16 protein-coding genes are annotated in these 18,678 nt (G+C 63.9%); 10 read left to right on the forward strand and 6 right to left on the reverse strand.

Annotated elements, in window-relative coordinates:
* Positions 1–169: 169 nt before the first annotated feature.
* The 4 genes from ACVIN2_RS38235 to ACVIN2_RS38250 all read left to right on the forward strand — a co-directional run bounded on the left by ACVIN2_RS38235 (position 170) and on the right by ACVIN2_RS38250 (position 3,965).
* The gene (locus ACVIN2_RS38235) at positions 170–1,093 is read left to right on the forward strand and encodes a division plane positioning ATPase MipZ (RefSeq protein ID WP_007603231.1); all 924 of its coding nucleotides are present in this window, start codon (positions 170–172) and stop codon (positions 1,091–1,093) included.
* Positions 1,094–1,437: 344 nt separating this feature from the next.
* Positions 1,438–2,298, forward strand: coding sequence for an alpha/beta fold hydrolase (locus tag ACVIN2_RS38240; RefSeq protein ID WP_247462698.1), 861 nt, complete (start codon positions 1,438–1,440; stop codon positions 2,296–2,298).
* Positions 2,299–2,419: 121 nt separating this feature from the next.
* Positions 2,420–3,169, forward strand: a complete 750-nt coding sequence (locus ACVIN2_RS38245; RefSeq protein WP_456769556.1) for a VWA domain-containing protein — start codon at positions 2,420–2,422, stop codon at positions 3,167–3,169.
* A 70-nt stretch (positions 3,170–3,239) separates the two neighbouring features.
* The gene (locus ACVIN2_RS38250; protein WP_456769557.1) at positions 3,240–3,965 is read left to right on the forward strand and encodes a DnaJ domain-containing protein; all 726 of its coding nucleotides are present in this window, start codon (positions 3,240–3,242) and stop codon (positions 3,963–3,965) included.
* Between the two features lie 224 nt (positions 3,966–4,189).
* Here the strand turns inward: ACVIN2_RS38250 and ACVIN2_RS38255 are convergent, their stop codons facing one another.
* Positions 4,190–6,034 carry a serine hydrolase gene (locus ACVIN2_RS38255; protein ID WP_456769558.1) on the reverse strand — a complete coding sequence of 615 codons (1,845 nt, stop codon included), beginning with the start codon at positions 6,032–6,034 and terminating at the stop codon, positions 4,190–4,192.
* A gap of 388 nt (positions 6,035–6,422) precedes the next feature.
* On the opposite strand from ACVIN2_RS38255, the gene ACVIN2_RS38260 reads away from it, so the two are divergent.
* Positions 6,423–6,761, forward strand: coding sequence for a phasin family protein (locus tag ACVIN2_RS38260; protein ID WP_219684910.1), 339 nt, complete (start codon positions 6,423–6,425; stop codon positions 6,759–6,761).
* Positions 6,762–6,833: 72 nt separating this feature from the next.
* On the opposite strand, the gene ACVIN2_RS38265 is transcribed toward ACVIN2_RS38260, so the two are convergent.
* On the reverse strand, positions 6,834–8,132 hold the full coding sequence (locus ACVIN2_RS38265; protein WP_456769559.1) for a vWA domain-containing protein: 1,299 nt from the start codon (positions 8,130–8,132) through the stop codon (positions 6,834–6,836).
* Positions 8,133–8,619: 487 nt separating this feature from the next.
* Between ACVIN2_RS38265 and clpS the strand changes: the two genes are divergently transcribed.
* The 3 genes from clpS to ACVIN2_RS38280 all read left to right on the forward strand — a co-directional run bounded on the left by clpS (position 8,620) and on the right by ACVIN2_RS38280 (position 12,278).
* Complete coding sequence (gene clpS / locus ACVIN2_RS38270) at positions 8,620–8,952, forward strand: ATP-dependent Clp protease adapter ClpS (RefSeq protein WP_018455182.1); 333 nt, start codon at positions 8,620–8,622, stop codon at positions 8,950–8,952.
* Between the two features lie 293 nt (positions 8,953–9,245).
* Complete coding sequence (gene clpA / locus ACVIN2_RS38275) at positions 9,246–11,651, forward strand: ATP-dependent Clp protease ATP-binding subunit ClpA (protein ID WP_018455181.1); 2,406 nt, start codon at positions 9,246–9,248, stop codon at positions 11,649–11,651.
* An 81-nt stretch (positions 11,652–11,732) separates the two neighbouring features.
* A complete protein-coding gene (locus ACVIN2_RS38280) occupies positions 11,733–12,278 on the forward strand; it encodes a cupin domain-containing protein (protein ID WP_456769560.1) in 546 nt (181 codons plus the stop codon).
* A gap of 46 nt (positions 12,279–12,324) precedes the next feature.
* Here ACVIN2_RS38280 and ACVIN2_RS38285 read toward each other — a convergent pair whose 3' ends face one another.
* The 4 genes from ACVIN2_RS38285 to ACVIN2_RS38300 all read right to left on the reverse strand — a co-directional run bounded on the left by ACVIN2_RS38285 (position 12,325) and on the right by ACVIN2_RS38300 (position 16,192).
* Entirely contained in the window at positions 12,325–13,746 is a 1,422-nt protein-coding gene (locus ACVIN2_RS38285; protein WP_456769561.1) for an MFS transporter, read from the reverse strand.
* Between the two features lie 149 nt (positions 13,747–13,895).
* Positions 13,896–14,057 (reverse strand): hypothetical protein, encoded by a 162-nt coding sequence (locus ACVIN2_RS38290; RefSeq protein WP_456769562.1) that lies wholly within the window; start codon positions 14,055–14,057, stop codon positions 13,896–13,898.
* Between the two features lie 85 nt (positions 14,058–14,142).
* The gene (locus tag ACVIN2_RS38295) at positions 14,143–15,168 is read right to left on the reverse strand and encodes an aldo/keto reductase (protein WP_456769563.1); all 1,026 of its coding nucleotides are present in this window, start codon (positions 15,166–15,168) and stop codon (positions 14,143–14,145) included.
* Positions 15,169–15,286: 118 nt separating this feature from the next.
* Positions 15,287–16,192 (reverse strand): LysR substrate-binding domain-containing protein, encoded by a 906-nt coding sequence (locus ACVIN2_RS38300; RefSeq protein WP_456769564.1) that lies wholly within the window; start codon positions 16,190–16,192, stop codon positions 15,287–15,289.
* A 221-nt stretch (positions 16,193–16,413) separates the two neighbouring features.
* Between ACVIN2_RS38300 and ACVIN2_RS38305 the strand changes: the two genes are divergently transcribed.
* Together ACVIN2_RS38305 and ACVIN2_RS38310 are read left to right on the forward strand one after the other, a co-directional pair.
* A complete protein-coding gene (locus tag ACVIN2_RS38305; protein WP_456769565.1) occupies positions 16,414–17,736 on the forward strand; it encodes an aspartate aminotransferase family protein in 1,323 nt (440 codons plus the stop codon).
* Between the two features lie 19 nt (positions 17,737–17,755).
* Positions 17,756–18,658, forward strand: coding sequence for an amino acid ABC transporter substrate-binding protein (locus ACVIN2_RS38310; RefSeq protein WP_456769566.1), 903 nt, complete (start codon positions 17,756–17,758; stop codon positions 18,656–18,658).
* The last annotated feature ends 20 nt before the right edge of the window (positions 18,659–18,678 follow it).

An 18,678-nucleotide genomic window follows, 5' to 3' on the forward strand; every position in this document is an offset into this window, starting at 1 on the left:
AAAGCCGCGCAAGAGGTCGCGACATTGTGGGCTGGATCACAGACGCGAAGCGGCGCGGCGATTCATGATGAAGGACGGCGCGCCGCGATTTGTATTGCCTGTCACGCATTTCACTTGACCGCAGACGCGGCCAACTCGAAGATATTCGTTAGGGGTGTTGAGGATCGCGATGCTTGTGCAAGCTAGCCAAGGCCAGTCCGGCTCGGCGCATGTTGTCGTGCTCGGCAATGAGAAGGGCGGCTCCGGCAAGTCGACGACCGCCCTGCACATCGCAGTCGCGCTTCTGAAAGCCGGCCAGCGTGTCGCCACCATCGACCTCGACTGCCGTCAGCAGAGCTTTACTCACTACATCAACAACCGTTCCGCCTGGGCGCGCCGTACCAAGCTCGACCTCGAACTGCCGCTGCATCGCTGCATCAAGCTCGGCGAAACCATGCAGGTCGCCGAGAACGAGAATTCGGAGTTCCTTCAGTTCATGGAAGCGGTCTCGGCGGTCGAGAGCAGCTTCGACTTCATCGTCATCGATACGCCCGGCACCGACAGCTATTTGATGCGGCTTGCGCACTCGATGGCCGACACGCTGGTGACCCCGATCAACGACAGCTTCCTCGATTTCGATGTGCTCGGCACCGTCGACCCCGCCAATTACGCGGTGACGGGCGAGAGCCACTACGCCGAGATGGTGCGGGATGTCAGGCGCAAGCGCCGCCAGCTCGACGGCGCGACCACCGACTGGATCGTCGTGCGCAACCGACTGTCGATGCTCGGCTCCCGCAACAAGCAACTCGTTGCCGAGGGGTTGAAGGATTTGTCGCTGCGGCTCGGCTTCCGCTACGTCGACGGCTTCGCCGAACGCGTCGTCTATCGCGAGTTCTTCCCGCGCGGCCTGACCGCGCTGGACGAGATCGATGAGGCCACCCTCGGCATGCGGCCCAATCTCGGCCATCTCACCGCGCGGGAGGAGGTGACGAGCCTGCTCCGCCAGCTCAAGCTTCCGCTCGACGAGCGCGGACGCCGCCGCGCGGCCAACCGCGCCGAGTGGTTCAACCAGGTCGACAAGCCGCTCGAGGTCCACGACATCCTCGGCGCCTGAGGCGGCGGTATAGCGCTACTTCCGGTCGATCAAAGCGGCCGGTTCCCGTGGGAACCGAGCCCGCGCTGAACCGTTTTCACCCCGCGTTTACTGCGAAATTGAACCCGATCGAGACAGGTTGCGTCGGAAGGTGACGTGCACCCTGACGTAGCCGTATGAGAGCGAGGTGCCCAACAAACGTGTGCGCCGCACAATGAAAGGGCTGATGGTTCACAATATTTAGCCTTCCTGTCACGCGGCTGTGACATATATTAGGGAATAGGCGACCAGGGGCCGAAGAGCCTCGGAAGAACACGATTTTCAACAGGGATTCAGGCCGCAAGAGCCTGAGGCTGAGGACGAAAATGAAGCGTGGAATTGCCGTTCTGGTTTCGGTCAGTGCCCTCTGTGGCGTCGCCTATTTCACGGCGAGCAAGTGGGCAATCAGGCACGAGACCATCACCTTCTACGATGCCTCGCGCGACAACCGTGCGGTGCCCGTCGATATCGCGATCCGTCGTGACAAGGAAATGCAGGCCAATGCCGGCATGATCACGATGCCGGTCGCCGTGATCAACCACGGCAACACCGTCAAGAACACCGAGTACGGCTTCCTCGCCAACATTTTCGCTGCGCGCGGCTACCTCGTCGTCAGCCCGCAGCATGATTTGCCGACCGATCCTCCGATGGTGACCAAGCCCGGCGAGATCTATGTCGGCCGGCTGCCGCAGATCCTGCGCGGCGTCGCCAATATACATCTCGCCATGCAGGAGATGAGGAAGGTTCAGCCCAACGCCGACTACGACAAGGTGACGATGGTCGGCCATTCCATGGGCGGCGACATCACGATGTATTTCGCCAAGCAGTATCCGGATGAGGTCAAGAAGGTCGTCACACTCGACAATCTTCGCGTGCCCTTCGTCACCGCCGGCAAGTTCAAGATCCTGTCGTTCCGCTCCACCGATCCGCAGTTCAAGGCCGATGCGGGCGTGATCCCGACCGACGAGGAATGCGAGAAGGCCGGCATCCAGGTCGTGAAGACCGAATTCCAGCACAACGACATGCGCGACACCGGTCCGGACGCGGCCAAGAACTCGATCCAGGGCATGCTCGACAAGTTCCTGAGCGCGACCGACAGTGAAGTGGCGCCGGTCGACACGCAATCGTCCCCGCCAAAAATTCTCGAGCCCGGGCCGGTCGCGTTGATGGCGCCTGCCAAGAGCTGACGCCGTCCTCGTCGTCGATACCGATTATCAAAGCCTCCGCCGGCTTCCGCCTGCGGGGGCTTTGCACATTGACCGGGCTGCAGGGGCTGACCACATTAGCCGTTCACGCTAAGGTCAAGGAATGTCGGGCGAACCCATCAAACCGCGCGGCCGCGATGCCGTCTCGACGCAACCAGGCGGCGCTGTGCCGCAGGCGGGGACCTCGACCTCGGACGACATCGCCGCCTTCGTCGCAAACGCGCGCGCGCTGTCACCGCATGCGCCCGGTGCGAAGGGACGGCTGATCTTCGCGCTGGATGCGACGATGAGTCGGCAGCCGACCTGGGACATGGCCTGCGCGCTTCAGGCCGACATGTTCCGTGAGACCGCCGCACTCGGCAGTCTCGACATCCGGCTCGTCTACTATCGCGGCTTCAACGAGTGCCGCGCCACGGGATGGATCTCCGACAGCGCCAGGCTTGCGACGCTAATGGGCAAGATCGATTGCCGTGGCGGCGATACCCAGATCGGCAAGGTGCTGAGCGAGGCGCGGCGCGAGGCGGTCGCATCCGGCGTGCGCGCCGTTGTCTTCGTGGGCGACGCCATGGAGGAGAACGTCGACGAGCTCTGCGCCAAGGCCGGCGAGCTCGGCATGCTCAAGGTGCCTGTGTTCGTATTTCAGGAAGGCCATGACGCGGTGGCCGAGCAGGCCTTTCGCGAGATCGCGCGCCTGACCGGCGGCGCCTGGTGCCGGTTCGATCCGGGCGCGGCGGCGCAGTTGCGCGAGCTGTTGCGCGCAGCCGCCGCCTACGCGGCCGGCGGACGCGAGGCGCTGTTGCAATTGGCGAAGACCGCCAGTGGGGCGGCCAGGCTGATCGGCCAGATGAAGTAGCGGTGGCGCGCGGTCGGCGGAGGCGCAAGGACTCGATGCTTTTTGGCGATAGGCCGACTATATTCCGGCCATGACCCTGATTGCCGGTGCTATCGCTGTTATCACCCTTTATCTGCTGCTCCAGATGTTCCGTTCGGCCAATCCGGCCGTGCTGGCACGCGCGATCAGGTTCGGTGGCGGCGTGGTCGCGCTGGCTGTCGCAGCGTTCACGGGATTGAAGGGCGAACTGGTGGTGGCGATCCCGCTCGGGATGTTCGGCGCCGGGCTCCTGGGCTGGACACCGATGGCAAACGCCGGCTTCGGCAATATCGGCGGGCTGTTCGGTGCCGGCGCGACGCGCCCGACCGGTCAGGCCTCGCGCGTGCGCTCGCAATTTCTGGACATGCGGCTCGATCACGATTCCGGCCAGCTCGGAGGCCGGATCGTCGCCGGGCCTCACGCCGGGCGCGATCTCGATGAGTTCGATCTCGCGGCTCTGCTGGCAATGGTCCCGGCGTTCGACGCCGAGAGCGTGGCCCTACTTGAAAGCTATCTGGACCGCCGGTTTCCCGCTTGGCGTCAGAACGCGCAGGGCGACGCGGCAGGGGGGCAGCGCCGCACGGTGGCGACCGGCAAAATGACGACGGAGGAGGCCTATCAGATCCTTGGCTTGCAGCCGGGGGCGGGGCGTGACGACATCAGCCGGGCTCACAAGTCCCTGATGAAGAAACTGCATCCCGACCAGGGGGGCTCGACGTATCTCGCTGCCCGGGTAAACGAGGCCAAGGATACTCTGCTTCGCACGCATAACGGCTAACTCCGGCACCACGCTACAAACGCTCGTCCCGTGTGAGCCCCGCTTGCTCTGTTTGCCGTCGCCCCGATGCCCGCCATTGTCGGCGTGGTCGATCCCTTGCGTAAAGTTTTAACCGTAAATCCTTGACGAGAGGTTGTCGTGGAACAGCCTCGTCGGTCACCGCGTCCCGAAAATGAAAATGCCCGCGCAAGGCGCGGGCATTTGATTGGAACGGCGCGAAAAGATCAGTTGCGGACGGTCATGCAGGAGATATCGGCGCGCTTCAGGGTGCGGCAGACGGCTTCCGCCTGGTCGCGGTCGAGCCCGGCGAAGCGGGCGCGGTAGAGCTTGCGATTGTCTTTCGCGACGACCGGCTCGGTGAACGGATCGGCCTTGCTGAGCAGACCGCGAGCCGAGCTGCGCGCCGCGTCGATGCGCTGCTGGGCTTCGTTCTCGCTCTCGAGCGCGCCGACCTGGACGATCCAGCCGCTGTGGGTGACGACCGGCTTCGTGGTGGCGCTCATCTGGACCGGCTGCAGCGCCGGGTCGGCTGACGCAAGCTTCGTAGCAGCCGGGGCGGGTGCGGCGGCGGTGGCGGCCGGCAATACGCCGAGGATGCCATTGCCGGTGCCGAAGCCCGCCGGCTGACGCGGCAGCTCGGTACGGGCGATCTCGGCCTTCGGCGCCTCCGGTTGGCTGGCGACCTCGGGCTTGTTGATGAGGTCTGCCCGGGCCACGACGGCGCCGGAGGTTTCGGCGACGTCGGAGCGCGACGCGATCGTGCTCGTGACCTGCGGTGCGATCTGAGCCGGGGCGGCGGAGGCGACCTTCACGGCGCCGGCCTTGACCTGCACGGTCTTGACCCGGACCGGCTTCATCGGCTCGGACGAGCCGGGAATGATCGAGAGGGGCTGGCTCGAGATCACGCCATTGGTGAGCGGCGCAGGCTCGATCTTGGATTCAATCGACCGAACTTCAGGCTTGTTGGCTTCAGATCTGGGCTGAGCCGGCGGCACCGCGGCAGTCGCAGCCGCAAGCGTCGACAGGCGCGCGGCGAGACGCGACGGGGCTGCTTCGGGAGCAGGGGCAGCCTGAACCTGCGGAGCGGAGCGGGCCGGGGTATCCGACGCATCAGCGACTTCGGCAGCGGCGTCGGAGCCGTTGCGCTCGGTGACCGCGGCGACGGTGTGGGTGGTCGCGGCCCTGTCGAGGTTCTCCGCGAGCAGGTTGCGCATGATGGCGTCGCGCGAGCCGCCGCTGCGGCCGCCCAGCACCACGCCGATCAGGTGGCGGTTGCCGCGGCGCATCGAGGTCACGAGATTGAAGCCGGAGGCGCGGGTGTAGCCAGTCTTGATGCCGTCCACGCCCTCGACATTCCCGAGCAGATGATTGTGGTTCCGGATCGACTGTCCGCGCCAGTTGAACGTCGAGGTCGCGAAATAGCGATAGTAGCGCGGGAAGCGCTCCTGGATGGCGCGGCCGAGCGTGGCTTGGTCGCGCGCGGTCGTGACCTGCTCGTCGTTGGGAAGACCGTTGGCGTTGCGGTAAACCGTCCTGGACATGCCGAGCGAACGCGCCTTGCGCGTCATCATCTGGGCGAAGTCGTCCTCGTCGCCGCCAATCGCTTCCGCGATCACAACGGCTGCGTCGTTGGCGGAGCGGGTGACGAGACCCTTGATTGCGTCCTCGACGCGAATGGTCTGGCCGGCACGCAGGTTCAGCTTGGTCGGATCCTGATCGGCGGCGTGCTGCGACACCGGCATCTCGGTGTCGAGCTTCATCTTCCCTGACTCGAGACGCTCGAAAAGCAGATAGAGCGTCATGATCTTGGTCAGTGAGGCCGGATGGCGGATCCCGTCGGGACTCGTGGCCTGAAGCACGGAGCCGGAATTGCCATCGACGATGATCGACGCGAATTTCGGGCTGGAACTCTCGGACACATCGCGCTGCACGCGGTGGTGCGCGTAGTGACGACGGTGGCGCCGCGCCTCGGCAGCATCTGTGGTGAAGATGACCGCACTGGTGACCGCAAGAAGCCCAAAAACGCCAACCCGCGCCAAGCGCGAGGAAGACAAGTTTTTACGAAGCATGAAACCCCGTCCCCGTTTCTGACTTGATCACCGGCTCGTGAGGCGAAATTGTGCCCAACGGACCCGGGATCATTACCTGCTCAGGCTGTCCCTCCGCAGGTGTTCGCCGCGGGGGACGTTGGGCCTGAGCCGCTGTTCTGGCTAAGGTGATGTTCTCCAACGGCTTTTGGCCGCTTGTGGAAGTTGAACACGTCCAGGGAATCAAGGTAGGGCGCTGCGGTTTCCAAAAGCTTAAGGAACCCTTGCGGGAAAACCCGGGAATCTCGGTAAATTCGCGTGCATTATTGTGCGACGCACAAAATTGTTGACTTTTTTGTGCGTTGCACTAATTGTGAGCAGAGTCAGGGAGCCGGGGCTTCCCGACGAGAGCTAGGGAAAAGGATTCCGAATGTTCAAGGTTGAAGACTTTCAAGGCTACGGGAAAGAGCACTTCGAGCAGTACGTCGCCTCCGCGACCTCGATGCAGCACGGCCTTCAGGCGATCGCCAGCGCCTATGGCGACTACACCAAGAAGTCGTTCGAAGACACCAAGTCCTTCGTCGAGAAGCTTTCCGGCGTGAAGTCGCTGGACAAGGCCGTCGAAGCGCAGACCGAATTCGCCCGTTCCGCCTACGAGTCCTTCGTCGCGGAATCGCAGAAGATCGCCGGCCTTTACGGCGACCTCGCCAAGCAGGCCTTCAAGCCGGTCGAGACCATCGTGTCGAAGTTCACTCCGGCCGCCAGCTAACGTTTCCCGACGTCCTGGAATCAAAAGCCCGGCTGAAGCAGCCGGGCTTTTGTTTGTCGTGGCGTGTCGATCTCAGCGCGCTACGCGCAGCTTTGACAACGACGTGCCGATGTCCTTGAACACCGAGACGGTCTGATCTGCCTTCGTCACCAGGTAGAACTTGTCGGTTCCGCTCGCGCAATATTGCAGCACGCTGGACGTCGGATCGCTGCCGGTGTTCACCTGCACCGTATAGATCGTGATGTTCGCCGCCCTGGCGTTGTCGCACAGCTTCTTCTGCCGCGCGTCGATTTGCCAGGCGTTGCTGTACCAGCGGTTCTGCGTGTTGAGACCGTCGGAGAGCAGCACGATCGCATCCTTGTAGGTGTAGTTGGGGTCCTTGGCCGGCGCGTTCATGGGATCGCCACCCGACAGCGTCATCCAGCCCCAGGCGAGGCCAATGCCCTGGTTGGTGTTGCCGGTGGGCTTCATGGCGTCGATCCGGCTCTTGAGTAAGCTCCAGTCGTAGCTCAGCGGCATGATTGGCTGCAGAAAGGACGAACTGCCGGGGTCGCAGTAGGAGTACTGTTCGGCCGGGAACTGCGTTCCCGCGTTGCCGCTCGTGGGCGTCGTGTTCTTCGTGTCGTAGTCCTGGTCGCGGTCGACCACGCATCCCGTCCATGTGTTGTGGTTGGCGGACCTGGTGCCGCGGGCCGCGTCCCAATCGCTGAAATCGACCCAGTACTTGCTGAAGTTGCTGGCGCCGACGTTGACGTCCTTGGCAAACGGAACAATCGAGATGTAGACGTCGCCATTGGTCTTGGCGAGTGGGCTGAGCTGGTCGACCAGGCTCTTCGCGGCCGTCTGCATCGCCGCCATCTTGCCGTCGTCGGCCATCGACCCCGTGTTGTCGAGCACCAAGGCCACGCGCATGCGCACCAGGCCCCAGGCGCTGGTGGAATTGGCGCCGACGTCGAGTGTCGGGAAACCTGCGACCTTCATGAAGGTCGTCGTGTAGGTGCCGGTGCCGGTGACCTGGATGGTGGAGCCCATGCTGGTGCTTGCGGTGTAAGTGGCCGCGATGTTGACCGACGGCAGGGCATTGGCGGCGGTGAACAGGGCGTTGAAATAAGCCTGCGCCTTGATGCCGATCTGCGACGTCGTGATGGTGCCGGACGACAGATCCTTGGAGACCATCAGCGAGGTCGAATCGAGGGCCGCCTGCATTGCGGAACGAGCCTGGGCCGCGCGGCTGTAATCGATTGCAGCTCCGACGAAGCCTAGAACCGGGAGCAGCGCGATGGCGAAGATCACGGCGATATTGCCTTGTTCGGCCGCAGCAAACCGGGCGAGGTGTCGACCAATACGGCTGGCGAATGGCAGGCGAGACATGACGATTCCCGGAAATCTGTGACTTTGCCCGTTTTCGCGCCACGCCATTGAACGCAGGGTAAATCGGTCCGTAGAAAACCGGAGATAGCCCGCGCGAAACCGCCGCAGCCGCGTTACCGGCCGGGTTCCTGGTCAACATCTTCTAAACGGGCGGGGCGGAAGCTTTTGTCAAATCAGTCCGGATTGATTAACCTTGGCAAGGATCGCCCGGACCGGGAATCGGGACCGCCATGGCCGCCTCGGCCGAGCTGTCGCACGCTTGCGGCGAGCCGGGGGCAGGCCCATATTCGGTGAGGTCGATCCGGCTTGGACCGGACCGGCTGGAAGCGGCGATCCAACAAGGCGGTGCGCCTGTGCGAAGCTCCAAAGGCCGGGGCCGCGCGGCAAACCGTCATACGCTTCCGTGGGGAATTTGAACGCCTGAGCCATGCCGCAACTGTCTTCCAGACCAGATCCGTCCGCGGCCGCCGCCGCCCACGCTGCCCAGATGAGCAACGACGAGAACCGTTCCGGCGGTCCCTCCGCGCCAAACACGTCCGTCATCACCAAGGTCAAGCCGAAGACCAAACGGCCGAACCTGTACCGTGTGCTGATCCTGAACGACGACTACACGCCGATGGAATTCGTCGTTCATGTGCTGGAGAAATTCTTCCAGAAGGACGCCGAGGCGGCAACCAAGATCATGTTGCACGTTCATCATCACGGGATCGGGGAGTGCGGCGTGTTCACCTACGAGATCGCCGAGACCAAGGTGACGCAGGTGATGGATTTCGCTCGCAAGCACCAGCATCCGCTGCAATGCGTGATGGAAAAGAAGTAAGACACGACACGTTACGGCGCGTTCGAAGCCGGCTTGTGCATGCCGCAGTGTGATTGCCGCGTGATGTCTGCGCGCGATGTTCGTTGCAGACGGCAAAACTACGGAATTTCGGACCGGTGCCGATCGTACCCAAACCGGAACGGGTTTTGCATCGAAAAATACCGCAGCTGTGCAGCCGCCTGAGTCGCGGAACCGGTCTTTCGCCGCGATCTTGTATAACTATATGTGACAAAGGTTGTTGTTGCCTGACCGGGCGATGGCGATCATGATGGTGGGGGCCATAGAGGACGCGAATGCCGACTTTTTCCCAAAGCCTTGAACAATCCCTGCATCGTGCACTGGCGATCGCAAACGAGCGTCATCACCAATACGCGACGCTCGAGCATCTTTTGCTCTCCCTGATCGACGACTCCGATGCAGCCGCCGTCATGCGCGCCTGTAGCGTCGACCTCGACAAGCTCCGTACGAGCCTGGTCAATTATCTTGAGACCGAATTCGAGAACCTGGTGACGGACGGCGCCGACGACGCCAAGCCGACTGCAGGCTTCCAGCGCGTGATCCAGCGCGCGGTGATCCACGTGCAGTCGTCCGGTCGCGAAGAGGTGACCGGCGCCAACGTGCTGATCGCGATCTTTGCCGAGCGCGAGAGTCATGCCGCGTATTTCCTGCAGGAGCAGGACATGACGCGCTACGACGCCGTCAACTACATCAGCCACGGCATCGCCAAGCGGCCGGGCGTCTCCGAGGCGCGGCCGGTGCGCGGCGTCGACGAGGAGACCGAGACCAAGGGCAGCGAGGACGCCAAGAAGAAGGGCGAGGCGCTCGAGACCTATTGCGTCAACCTCAACAAAAAGGCGCGCGACGGCAAGATCGATCCGGTGATCGGACGCAATTCCGAGATCAACCGCGCGATCCAGGTGCTGTGCCGCCGGCAGAAGAACAATCCGCTGTTCGTGGGCGAGGCCGGCGTCGGCAAGACCGCGATCGCGGAGGGCCTGGCCAAGCGCATCGTCGACAGCGAGGTGCCGGAGGTGCTGGCTGCTGCAACCGTGTTCTCGCTCGACATGGGCACGCTGCTCGCCGGTACGCGCTATCGCGGCGACTTCGAGGAACGCCTGAAGCAGGTGCTGAAGGAGCTCGAGGCGCATCCCAACGCCATCCTGTTCATCGACGAGATCCACACCGTGATCGGTGCGGGCGCGACCTCGGGCGGGGCGATGGATGCCTCGAACCTGCTCAAGCCCGCGCTCGCTTCCGGCACCATCCGCTGCATGGGCTCGACCACCTACAAGGAATACCGGCAGCACTTCGAGAAGGACCGCGCGCTGGTGCGGCGCTTCCAGAAGATCGACGTCAACGAGCCGACGGTCGAGGACGCGATCGCGATCCTCAAGGGCCTCAAGCCGTACTTCGAAGACTATCACCGGCTGAAATACACCAATGAGGCGATCGAGGCTGCGGTGCAGCTCTCTTCGCGCTACATCCACGACCGCAAGCTGCCGGATAAGGCGATCGACGTGATCGACGAATCCGGCGCGGCGCAGATGCTGGTCGCCGAGAACAAGCGCAAGAAGACCATCGGCATCAAGGAGATCGAGACCACGATCGCCTCGATGGCGCGGATCCCGCCGAAGAGCGTGTCGAAGGACGACGCCGAGGTGCTCAAGCATCTCGAGCAGACCCTGAAGCGCACCGTGTTCGGTCAGGACAAGGCAATCGAGTCGCTCGCCGCTTCGATCAAGCTGGCGCGTGCCGGCCTGCGCGAGCCGGAGAAGCCGATCGGCTGCTATCTGTTCTCGGGTCCGACCGGCGTCGGCAAGACCGAGGTCGCGAAACAGCTCGCGGCGTCGCTCGGCGTCGAGCTGTTGCGCTTCGACATGTCCGAATACATGGAGCGGCACACCGTGTCGCGCCTGATCGGCGCGCCTCCCGGCTATGTCGGCTTCGATCAGGGCGGCCTGCTCACCGACGGCGTCGACCAGCATCCGCATTGCGTGGTGCTGCTGGACGAGATCGAGAAGGCGCATCCCGATCTCTACAACGTGCTGCTCCAGATCATGGATCACGGCCGGCTCACCGACCACAACGGCAAGCAGGTCAACTTCCGCAACGTGATCCTGATCATGACCACGAATGCGGGCGCGTCCGATCTCGCCAAGCAGGCGTTCGGCTTCACGCGCTCGAAGCGGGAAGGCGACGACCACGAGGCGATCAACCGGCAGTTCGCGCCGGAATTCCGCAACCGTCTCGATGCCGTCGTGTCGTTCGGCCATCTCAGCGTCGAGGTGATCGGTACGGTGGTCGAGAAGTTCGTGCTTCAGCTCGAAGCGCAACTCGGCGATCGCGATGTCACCATCGAACTGTCCGACCCCGCCAAGACCTGGCTGGTGAAGCATGGTTACGACGAGCAGATGGGCGCACGTCCGATGGCTCGCGTGATCCAGGAGCACATCAAGAAGCCGTTGGCCGACGAGGTGCTGTTCGGCAAGCTCAAGGGCGGCGGCCATGTCCGCGTCGTTCTGGTCAAGGACGAGGCCGACGAGACCAAGGACAAGATCGGCTTCGAGTTCGTCGAGGGTCCGGTCACACCGAAGCAGGAGAAGCTCCCGGGGGCCCGCAAGCGCCCGCCGGGCAAGTCCAAACCCGGTGGCCCCGGCGGCTCGAAGGGGCCGACCAAGAGCCCGCTGGTCAAGGCTTGATCCGCACGCGATGAATTGAAAAGGCCGGCTGAAAAGCCGGCCTTTCTTATTGGCAGCCAAATATAAGCAAGAAGATCCGACATGACCAACACGCCTTCTGCAAACTCGTCGTCAGCTTCCTCGATCCCCGCCGACGATCCCGCACGCGCCCTGACGGTCGCCGATCCCGACGGCGTTGACGTGCCGCATATCTCTGTGGCCGGCGGCACCTACACGGTCCTGGTGTCGGGCGCACAGACCGCAGGACGCTATTGCCTGGTCGACATGCTGGTGCCCGCCGGCGGCGGGCCCCCGCCACACCGCCACGACTTCGAGGAAATGTTCACGCTGCTCGAAGGCGAACTTGAATTCACCTTTCGCGGTAAGTCCCACACCGTAAGTGCGGGGTCGACCGTCAACGTTCCGGCCAACGCGCCGCACGCGTTCAAGAACGTGTCCGGCAAGACGGCCCGTATGCTCTGCATGTGCACGCCAGCGGGACAGGACGAATTCTTCCTGGCGGTTGGCTTTCCCGTCGAAGGCCGCGCGTCGCCACCACCGAAGCCGACCCCGGAAGAGATGGCCGAGAAAGGCAAGCTGATTGCAGCACTGCTGCCGAAATATCGCACCGAGATGGTGAAGATGTGAGGAGGGGCGGACGCAGCCGAAATCGGCCTCCCCAAATGGTCACGCGCTATTCGCCGCGCAGGCGCTGGTCGTCCTGCACCCGAACATGCTCGGCGCCGCGCGCGCCCGCGGGCGACAGCCGCAACATGCTCAGCGCCGCGCCGCAGAGCGCGAAGCCGACGCCTGTCAGCAACGCGATCCTGGTTCCCTCGATCGGATAGCGGCCGAGGAACAGCGCGACCAGCGCTGCGCCAGTGGTCTGCCCAAGCAGTCGCGCCGTCCCCAGCATGCCGCTGGCGCCGCCGGCACGCTCGCGCGGAGCGGCTGCGATCATGGTGCGGTTGTTGGGGGTCTGGAACAGGCCGAAGCCGGCGCCGGCCAGCGCCATTCGCCAGATCACGTCGAGCGGCGTCGGCGCCGCCGGCAGCAAGGCGAGTGCAGCGAGGCCGCTTGCGAACAGCGTGAGCCCGATGCCGCCGAGCAGGCCGGCCGGATAATGCTCGACCAGGCGGCCGGCGAGGGGGGCTGCGAACGCCACCGCGATCGGCCACGGCGTGATCAAGAGGCCCATATGCACCGCCGAATAGCCGAAGCGGCTCTGGAGATAGAAGGGGATCGCAACGAAGGCCAGCATCTGCCCGCAGAACGAGGCGATCGAGGTCGCAATCGACAGGGCGAACACCGGGATGCGCAACAGGTCGATCGGCAGCAGCGGCGAGGCCATGTGGGTCTCGCGGTAGATCAGCAGCGCGCCGGCGACGAGAGCTACGGCGAACTGCACGAGGCAGGTGATCGCGGCTTCGCCATGACCGACGCTATCGACGGCCGCGATGCCGACGCCGAAAGTGATCGCGGACAGCCCCGCGCTCTGCCAGTCGAAGGAACGGCTCGCAGGCCTGGTGTGCGGCAGGCTGCGCAGGCCCAGCACCAGTGTCACCACGCCGAGCGGAACGTTGATGGCGAACAGCCAGGGCCAGCTGCCGAACGCGAGGATGCCGGCGGCCAGCGTCGGACCGACCGCGGCCGAGAAGGCGACGACGAGGGCATTGAGCCCGATGCCGCGGCCGAGCTGGCTGCGGGGGTAAGTGAAACGCACCAGCGCTGCGTTGACGCTCATGATGCCGGCCGCGCCGAACCCCTGCACGATGCGTGCAATCGTGAGCAGCAGCAGCGTGTGCGCCAGCGCGCAGAATGCGGAGGCAAGCGTGAACAGCACCAGCCCGACCAGATAGACGCGGCGATAACCGACGATCTCGCCGAGCGAAGCCAGCGGCAGCAGCGAGATCGTGATCGCGAGCTGGTAGCCGTTGACGATCCAGATCGAGAACGCCGGGCTCGCGTCGAGGTCCGCCGCGATCGTCGGCAGCGCGACGTTGGCGATGGCGCTGTCGACCACTGCCATGATGATGCCGAGCGCAATGGTCAGGACCGCCTGGCCCCGCTGCGGCTGCGGCAGGCCGTCGGCGTGCTCCATGAGGGCTGGCGACATGATGGCGGCGTGCTTGATTCGAGCCGTGGTTCGTCTCCGGATTAGGAAATTGCGAGATGCATCGCAACCCGGCAGGATACGGACGGTTCCTGCGCCGGGCGCGGGTCTCCTGGCACCGCGGGCATGGGTCGGGACGGCATTCGCGGGGCTCACCAGCGCGAGGTCGACTTCCCAAACACATAGAGCGCGACGAGCCCAATCGTCACCGCGGTCGAGACGATCAGGATGGTGCGGTCCCAATCGATTCCGCTCCGCTCGGCGCGGTTGAGATTGAGAGCGGTGAACAGGGCCTTCATCGCAAATCGGCGCATCGGGAGCCTCGCGGGAGCGCACGATGCCACTGTCGGCGCGGGCCGGCTTGATGCAGCTCAAGCCGGACTGCGCCGCGCGCGGTCGCTACACTGGCGGCGGATTGCGGTCGGTGAAGGCCGTGCGCTGGTGCCAGTAGGGATAAGGCAGCGTCACCTTGCTCGCCGCATCGAGCTTTGCGATCTGGTCCTTGGTCAACGACCAGCCGACCGCGCCGAGATTTTCGCGCAGCTGCGTCTCGTTGCGCGCGCCGATGATCAAGGTCGAGACGGTCGGACGCTGTAGCAGCCAGTTCAGCGCGATCTGCGAGACGCTCTTGCCCGTTTCCTTGGCGACCTCGTCGATCGCATCGACGACGCGATAGACGTGCTCGTCCGGCACGGGTGGGCCGAACTCGGCCGTCTTGGGCAGGCGGCTCAATTCAGGCTTTGGCTGGCCGCGGCGAATCTTTCCGGTGAGGCGTCCCCATCCGAGCGGCGACCAGACCACCGCGCCGAGGCCCTGGTCGAGGCCGAGCGGCATCAGCTCCCATTCGTAGTCGCGCCCGATCAGTGAATAGTAGGTCTGGTTGGCGACGTAGCGGGGGAAGCCGTGCTTGTCGGCAACGCCAAGCGATTTCATCAGGTGCCAGCCCGAAAAATTCGAGACGCCGACGTAGCGGATCTTGCCGGCGCGCACGAGCACGTCGAGTGTCGCGAGCACCTCTTCAGGCGGGGTGAAGGCGTCGAAGCCGTGAAGCTGGAACAGGTCGATGTAATCGGTGCCGAGCCGGCTCAGCGAAGCATCGATGGCTGTGAGCAGATGCTGTCGCGACGACCCGATGTCGTTGGGGCCGTCGCCGAAGCGGAACGTCGCCTTGGTCGAGACCAAGACCTTGTCGCGGCGGCCCTTGATGGCCTCGCCGAGAACGCGCTCGGATTCGCCGAGCGAATAGACGTTCGCGGTATCGAACATCGACACGCCGGCATCGAGGCAGATATCCAGAAGGCACCGCGCTTCGGTCGCATCAGTGGTGCCCCACGCAGCGAGGCGGCCAACGCCGCCGAAGGTACCGGTCCCAAGACTCAAGGCGGGCACCATCAGGCCCGAGCGGCCCAAGCGTCGGTATTCCATCGATTTGCTCCTCGGCTGGCCGCTGATTGATCCCCGCGACCCGGTGCCGGATGGTAGAGCAAGCACGCGCCGTGTCCTATTGCGTGCTCACATAGCGGCTCTGCCGGCGCCGCACGCGTTACGCCACGATTGTCCCCTTCAAATTCGCAGCCGTGATCTTCGCGCGCAGCCAGGCTTCGAACGCGTCGACATGGCTGCGGCCTTTGGCCTCGGAGGATCGCACGAGATAATAAGACACGGTCTCGACCTCGAATTGGGGCTGATGGAACGGCGCGACTAAGGTGCCCTTTTCCAGCTCGTCGGCGGCGAGGATCTCGCTCTCCAGGACGACGCCGAGACCTTCGACAGCGGCGTCGATGGCCATAGTGGACCGATCGAACCACAATTCGTGGTGTGCCTTGATCGTCGTGCCGACGACCTTTCGCAGATAGTCGGTCCAGGTCAGCGCGTTCGACGAATGAATCAACGTGGCGCGGGCAAGATCGCCGGGCTCGTGAAGTCCGAGTTGCTCGATCAGAAGCGGGCTACAGAGCGGACGCAGACGCTCAGCCAGAAGCGGCTCGATCTGCCGGTCGTTGACGACGGGCGGGCGTCCATAGGCGATAGCGAGATCGAAGCGAATGGTATCGAGGTCGCGCAAGTCGGCGATAGTTGATAGCCTGATCCCGATCTCCGGATGCTCGCCGATGAAATTCCCGATCCGCGGCTGAAGCCATTTGGCGGCAAAGCTCGGGCCGCTCGCGATGAACAGATGATTGCGCTGCGACTGCGGCGCGACCAGCCGCGTCGCGCCCATGATCATTCCGAAGGCGCGCTCGATCTCGGCGGCATAGACGCGGCCGGCATTGGTGAGCACCGCGCGGCCGGCGTGCCGCGAAAAAACACGAACGCCGAGGAAGTCCTCCAACTTCTGGACGTGGTGGCTGATCGCGGAGGGCGTGACCCCGAGCTCCTCTGCGGCGCGGCTGAAGCTGCCGTGGCGCGAAGCGGCTTCGAATGCCGACAGCGCCTTGAGCGGCGGCATTCGCGACCGCGGTGTTGACTCCACCTCATCGGCTGCTGAGTTTTTTGAACTGGCGCCCATCATGTCTGCCCGGTACGAATTTATCCGTTGCTCAGGCAATTCTTGTACCGCAAACGCCCTGAAGCAACAGCTTCGTGCCCCAAAAGACCGACCCGACAACGGCGAGTGCATCGCCACACCGCACGGCTGTGCGGCGGATGCCGCTTGCCCGAGGAGAACCCATGACTTCAGCGCTGATGCAGGCCGCCGACGAATTCCTCGTCCGCTATGGCGGAGACGTGTTTCCGAACCTCTTCACCTCGGCGAAGGGGACGATCGTGACCGACAGCGACGGGCGCGATTATCTCGATTTCACCTCGGGCCAGATGTGCGCGACCATCGGCCACAACCATCCGGCTATCGTCGCGGCGGTGGAGAGTGCGGGGAAGAAGGCCTTCCATCTCTTCAGCGGGATGATCCCCGAAGTGGTCGCCGAGCTCGCCCAGGTGCTGGCGAGGGATTGGCTGCCCGGCAATCTCAAACGCTCGATCTTCATCAATACCGGTTCGGAAGCAACCGAAGTCGCGCTCCGGATGGCCAAGATGTACACCGGCGGCTACGAGGTGCTCGTTCTCGGCGGCTCGTGGCACGGCATCACCGGCGGTGCCGCATCGGTCTCGATGGCGAGCGACCGCAAGGGATATGGCGTGCCACCGCCCGGCGTGTTCGTCATCCCGGAGCCGAACGCCTACCGGCCCTACATCGCAAAGGGCAGCGAGGACGAGTCTGCGCTCGCCAATCTCGAACTCGCCCTGAAGATGTTCGACATGCAGTCGAGCGGGAGGGGTGCTGCGATCATCGCGGAGCCCGTGATCAGCGCCGGCGGCGTGCTGGTGCCGCCGAAGGCGTTCATGGAGGCCCTGCGAAAGGCGGCCGATGAGCGCGGCATGCTGCTGATCTTCGACGAGGCCCAGACCGCTTTCGGGCGTATCGGAAGGAAGACCGGATCCGAATATTTCGGGGTCGTTCCGGATATCATGACCATGTCGAAGACGCTCGGCGGTGGGCTTCCGCTTGCGGCGGTGTCGACCACCGAGGCGATCGAGAGCAAGCTCCACGAGGATCACTTTACTTATTACACCAGCCACGTCTCCGATCCCTTGCTAGCCGAGGTCGGGCTCGCGGTGCTGCGCGTAATCACTGAGGACAAACTTGTCGCACGCGCCAACGAGATGGGTGCCTACCTGCGAGGTCGGTTCGAAGGGCTCCAGCAGAAATACGAGCAGATCGGCGACATCAGGGGCATGGGCCTTCTGCTTGGCGTCGAGCTGGTCAGTGATCGCAACAGCCGACGCCCAGCCCACCAGCTTGGCGGCCTCACCACGAAGAAGTGCTTCGAGTACGGGCTGAGCATGAACATCCGCCGCCGCCCCGAGCGCGGATCGGTGTGGCGTATCGCGCCGCCGTTGACCGTCTCGACCGAGGAGATCGACCGCGCCGTTGAGATCCTTGATCGGGCTTTGAGAGAAAGTCTCGACGAGCTGTCGCGAAATCCCACTGCTTAGCAACTGGTTGGAGGCTGACATGATCCGCGTACACGCGCCGAAGCTCGCCATTGCCGCCGCATCACTTGCGCTGCTCGAGATGGGGGCCGCGCAAGCGGCGAGTCAGACTTTGGAAAAGATCAGGGAGGTCGGCAAGATCACCTTCGGCTACCGCGAGGCGTCGATTCCGTTCGCCTATCTCGGCGCAGATCAGAAACCGACCGGGCTCTCACTCGACCTCTGTGCCGCAGTGGCCGACAAGGTCAAGGTCATGTTGCAGCGGCTTGAGCTGGAGGTCGAATATGTTCCGGTGAATGCGTCCAATCGCATCCCGCTGCTCCAGAACAGTACCATCGACGTCGAGTGCGGCAGCACGACCAATACGGCCGAACGGCAAAAGCAGGTGGCATTCTCCGTTGCGACCTATGTGGCATCGCCGCGCTGGCTGGTGTCGGCCTCGTCGCAGCTGATGGAGCCGAAAGGACTTGACGGGCAGACGGTCGTCATCACGCAGGGCTCGCTGAATTTCGGGGTCGCCAAGAAGCTCCTCGATGACCAGAAGCTGAATGTGACGATCGTGCAGGCCAAGGACCACGCCGAGTCGCTCCTCATGCTGGGAACGGGTCGCGCCACGGCGTGGTTCGAGGACGATATCCTGGTTGCCGGTCTCGTCGCGAACGCCTCCGATCCCAGGGCTTTCCGGATGTTGGCGGCCACCTATGCGCCTTCTTACTATGGGCTAGTGACCCGCAGGGAAGATCCCGAGTTCAAGGCCGTCGTCGATGCCGTGATCAAGGAGAAGATGGTATCCGGTGAATTCGGGAGGCTCTACGCGAAGTGGTTCGAGTCGCCGATTCCGCCGAAAGGGCAGAACCTCCAGCTTCCGATGAGCGAAGCGATGAAGGCCCGCGTCGCATCTCCCAGCGATGCGCTTGTGCCGTAGGCGACGCTCTCGGCAGACCT

The organism is Bradyrhizobium sp. USDA 3650, from assembly GCF_054057395.1.

Coding starts and splice junctions, on each gene's coding strand:
- ACVIN2_RS38240 (WP_247462698.1), top strand. CDS start 1,438: ATGAAGCGTGGAATTGCCGTTCTGGTTTCGGTCAGTGCCCTCTGTGGC.
- ACVIN2_RS38255 (WP_456769558.1), bottom strand. CDS start 6,034: ATGCTTCGTAAAAACTTGTCTTCCTCGCGCTTGGCGCGGGTTGGCGTT.
- ACVIN2_RS38280 (WP_456769560.1), top strand. CDS start 11,733: ATGACCAACACGCCTTCTGCAAACTCGTCGTCAGCTTCCTCGATCCCC.
- ACVIN2_RS38285 (WP_456769561.1), bottom strand. CDS start 13,746: ATGTCGCCAGCCCTCATGGAGCACGCCGACGGCCTGCCGCAGCCGCAG.
- ACVIN2_RS38290 (WP_456769562.1), bottom strand. CDS start 14,057: ATGCGCCGATTTGCGATGAAGGCCCTGTTCACCGCTCTCAATCTCAAC.
- ACVIN2_RS38265 (WP_456769559.1), bottom strand. CDS start 8,132: ATGTCTCGCCTGCCATTCGCCAGCCGTATTGGTCGACACCTCGCCCGG.
- ACVIN2_RS38300 (WP_456769564.1), bottom strand. CDS start 16,192: ATGCCGCCGCTCAAGGCGCTGTCGGCATTCGAAGCCGCTTCGCGCCAC.
- ACVIN2_RS38235 (WP_007603231.1), top strand. CDS start 170: ATGCTTGTGCAAGCTAGCCAAGGCCAGTCCGGCTCGGCGCATGTTGTC.
- clpS (WP_018455182.1), top strand. CDS start 8,620: ATGAGCAACGACGAGAACCGTTCCGGCGGTCCCTCCGCGCCAAACACG.
- ACVIN2_RS38295 (WP_456769563.1), bottom strand. CDS start 15,168: ATGGAATACCGACGCTTGGGCCGCTCGGGCCTGATGGTGCCCGCCTTG.
- ACVIN2_RS38245 (WP_456769556.1), top strand. CDS start 2,420: ATGTCGGGCGAACCCATCAAACCGCGCGGCCGCGATGCCGTCTCGACG.
- clpA (WP_018455181.1), top strand. CDS start 9,246: ATGCCGACTTTTTCCCAAAGCCTTGAACAATCCCTGCATCGTGCACTG.
- ACVIN2_RS38260 (WP_219684910.1), top strand. CDS start 6,423: ATGTTCAAGGTTGAAGACTTTCAAGGCTACGGGAAAGAGCACTTCGAG.
- ACVIN2_RS38310 (WP_456769566.1), top strand. CDS start 17,756: ATGATCCGCGTACACGCGCCGAAGCTCGCCATTGCCGCCGCATCACTT.
- ACVIN2_RS38250 (WP_456769557.1), top strand. CDS start 3,240: ATGACCCTGATTGCCGGTGCTATCGCTGTTATCACCCTTTATCTGCTG.
- ACVIN2_RS38305 (WP_456769565.1), top strand. CDS start 16,414: ATGACTTCAGCGCTGATGCAGGCCGCCGACGAATTCCTCGTCCGCTAT.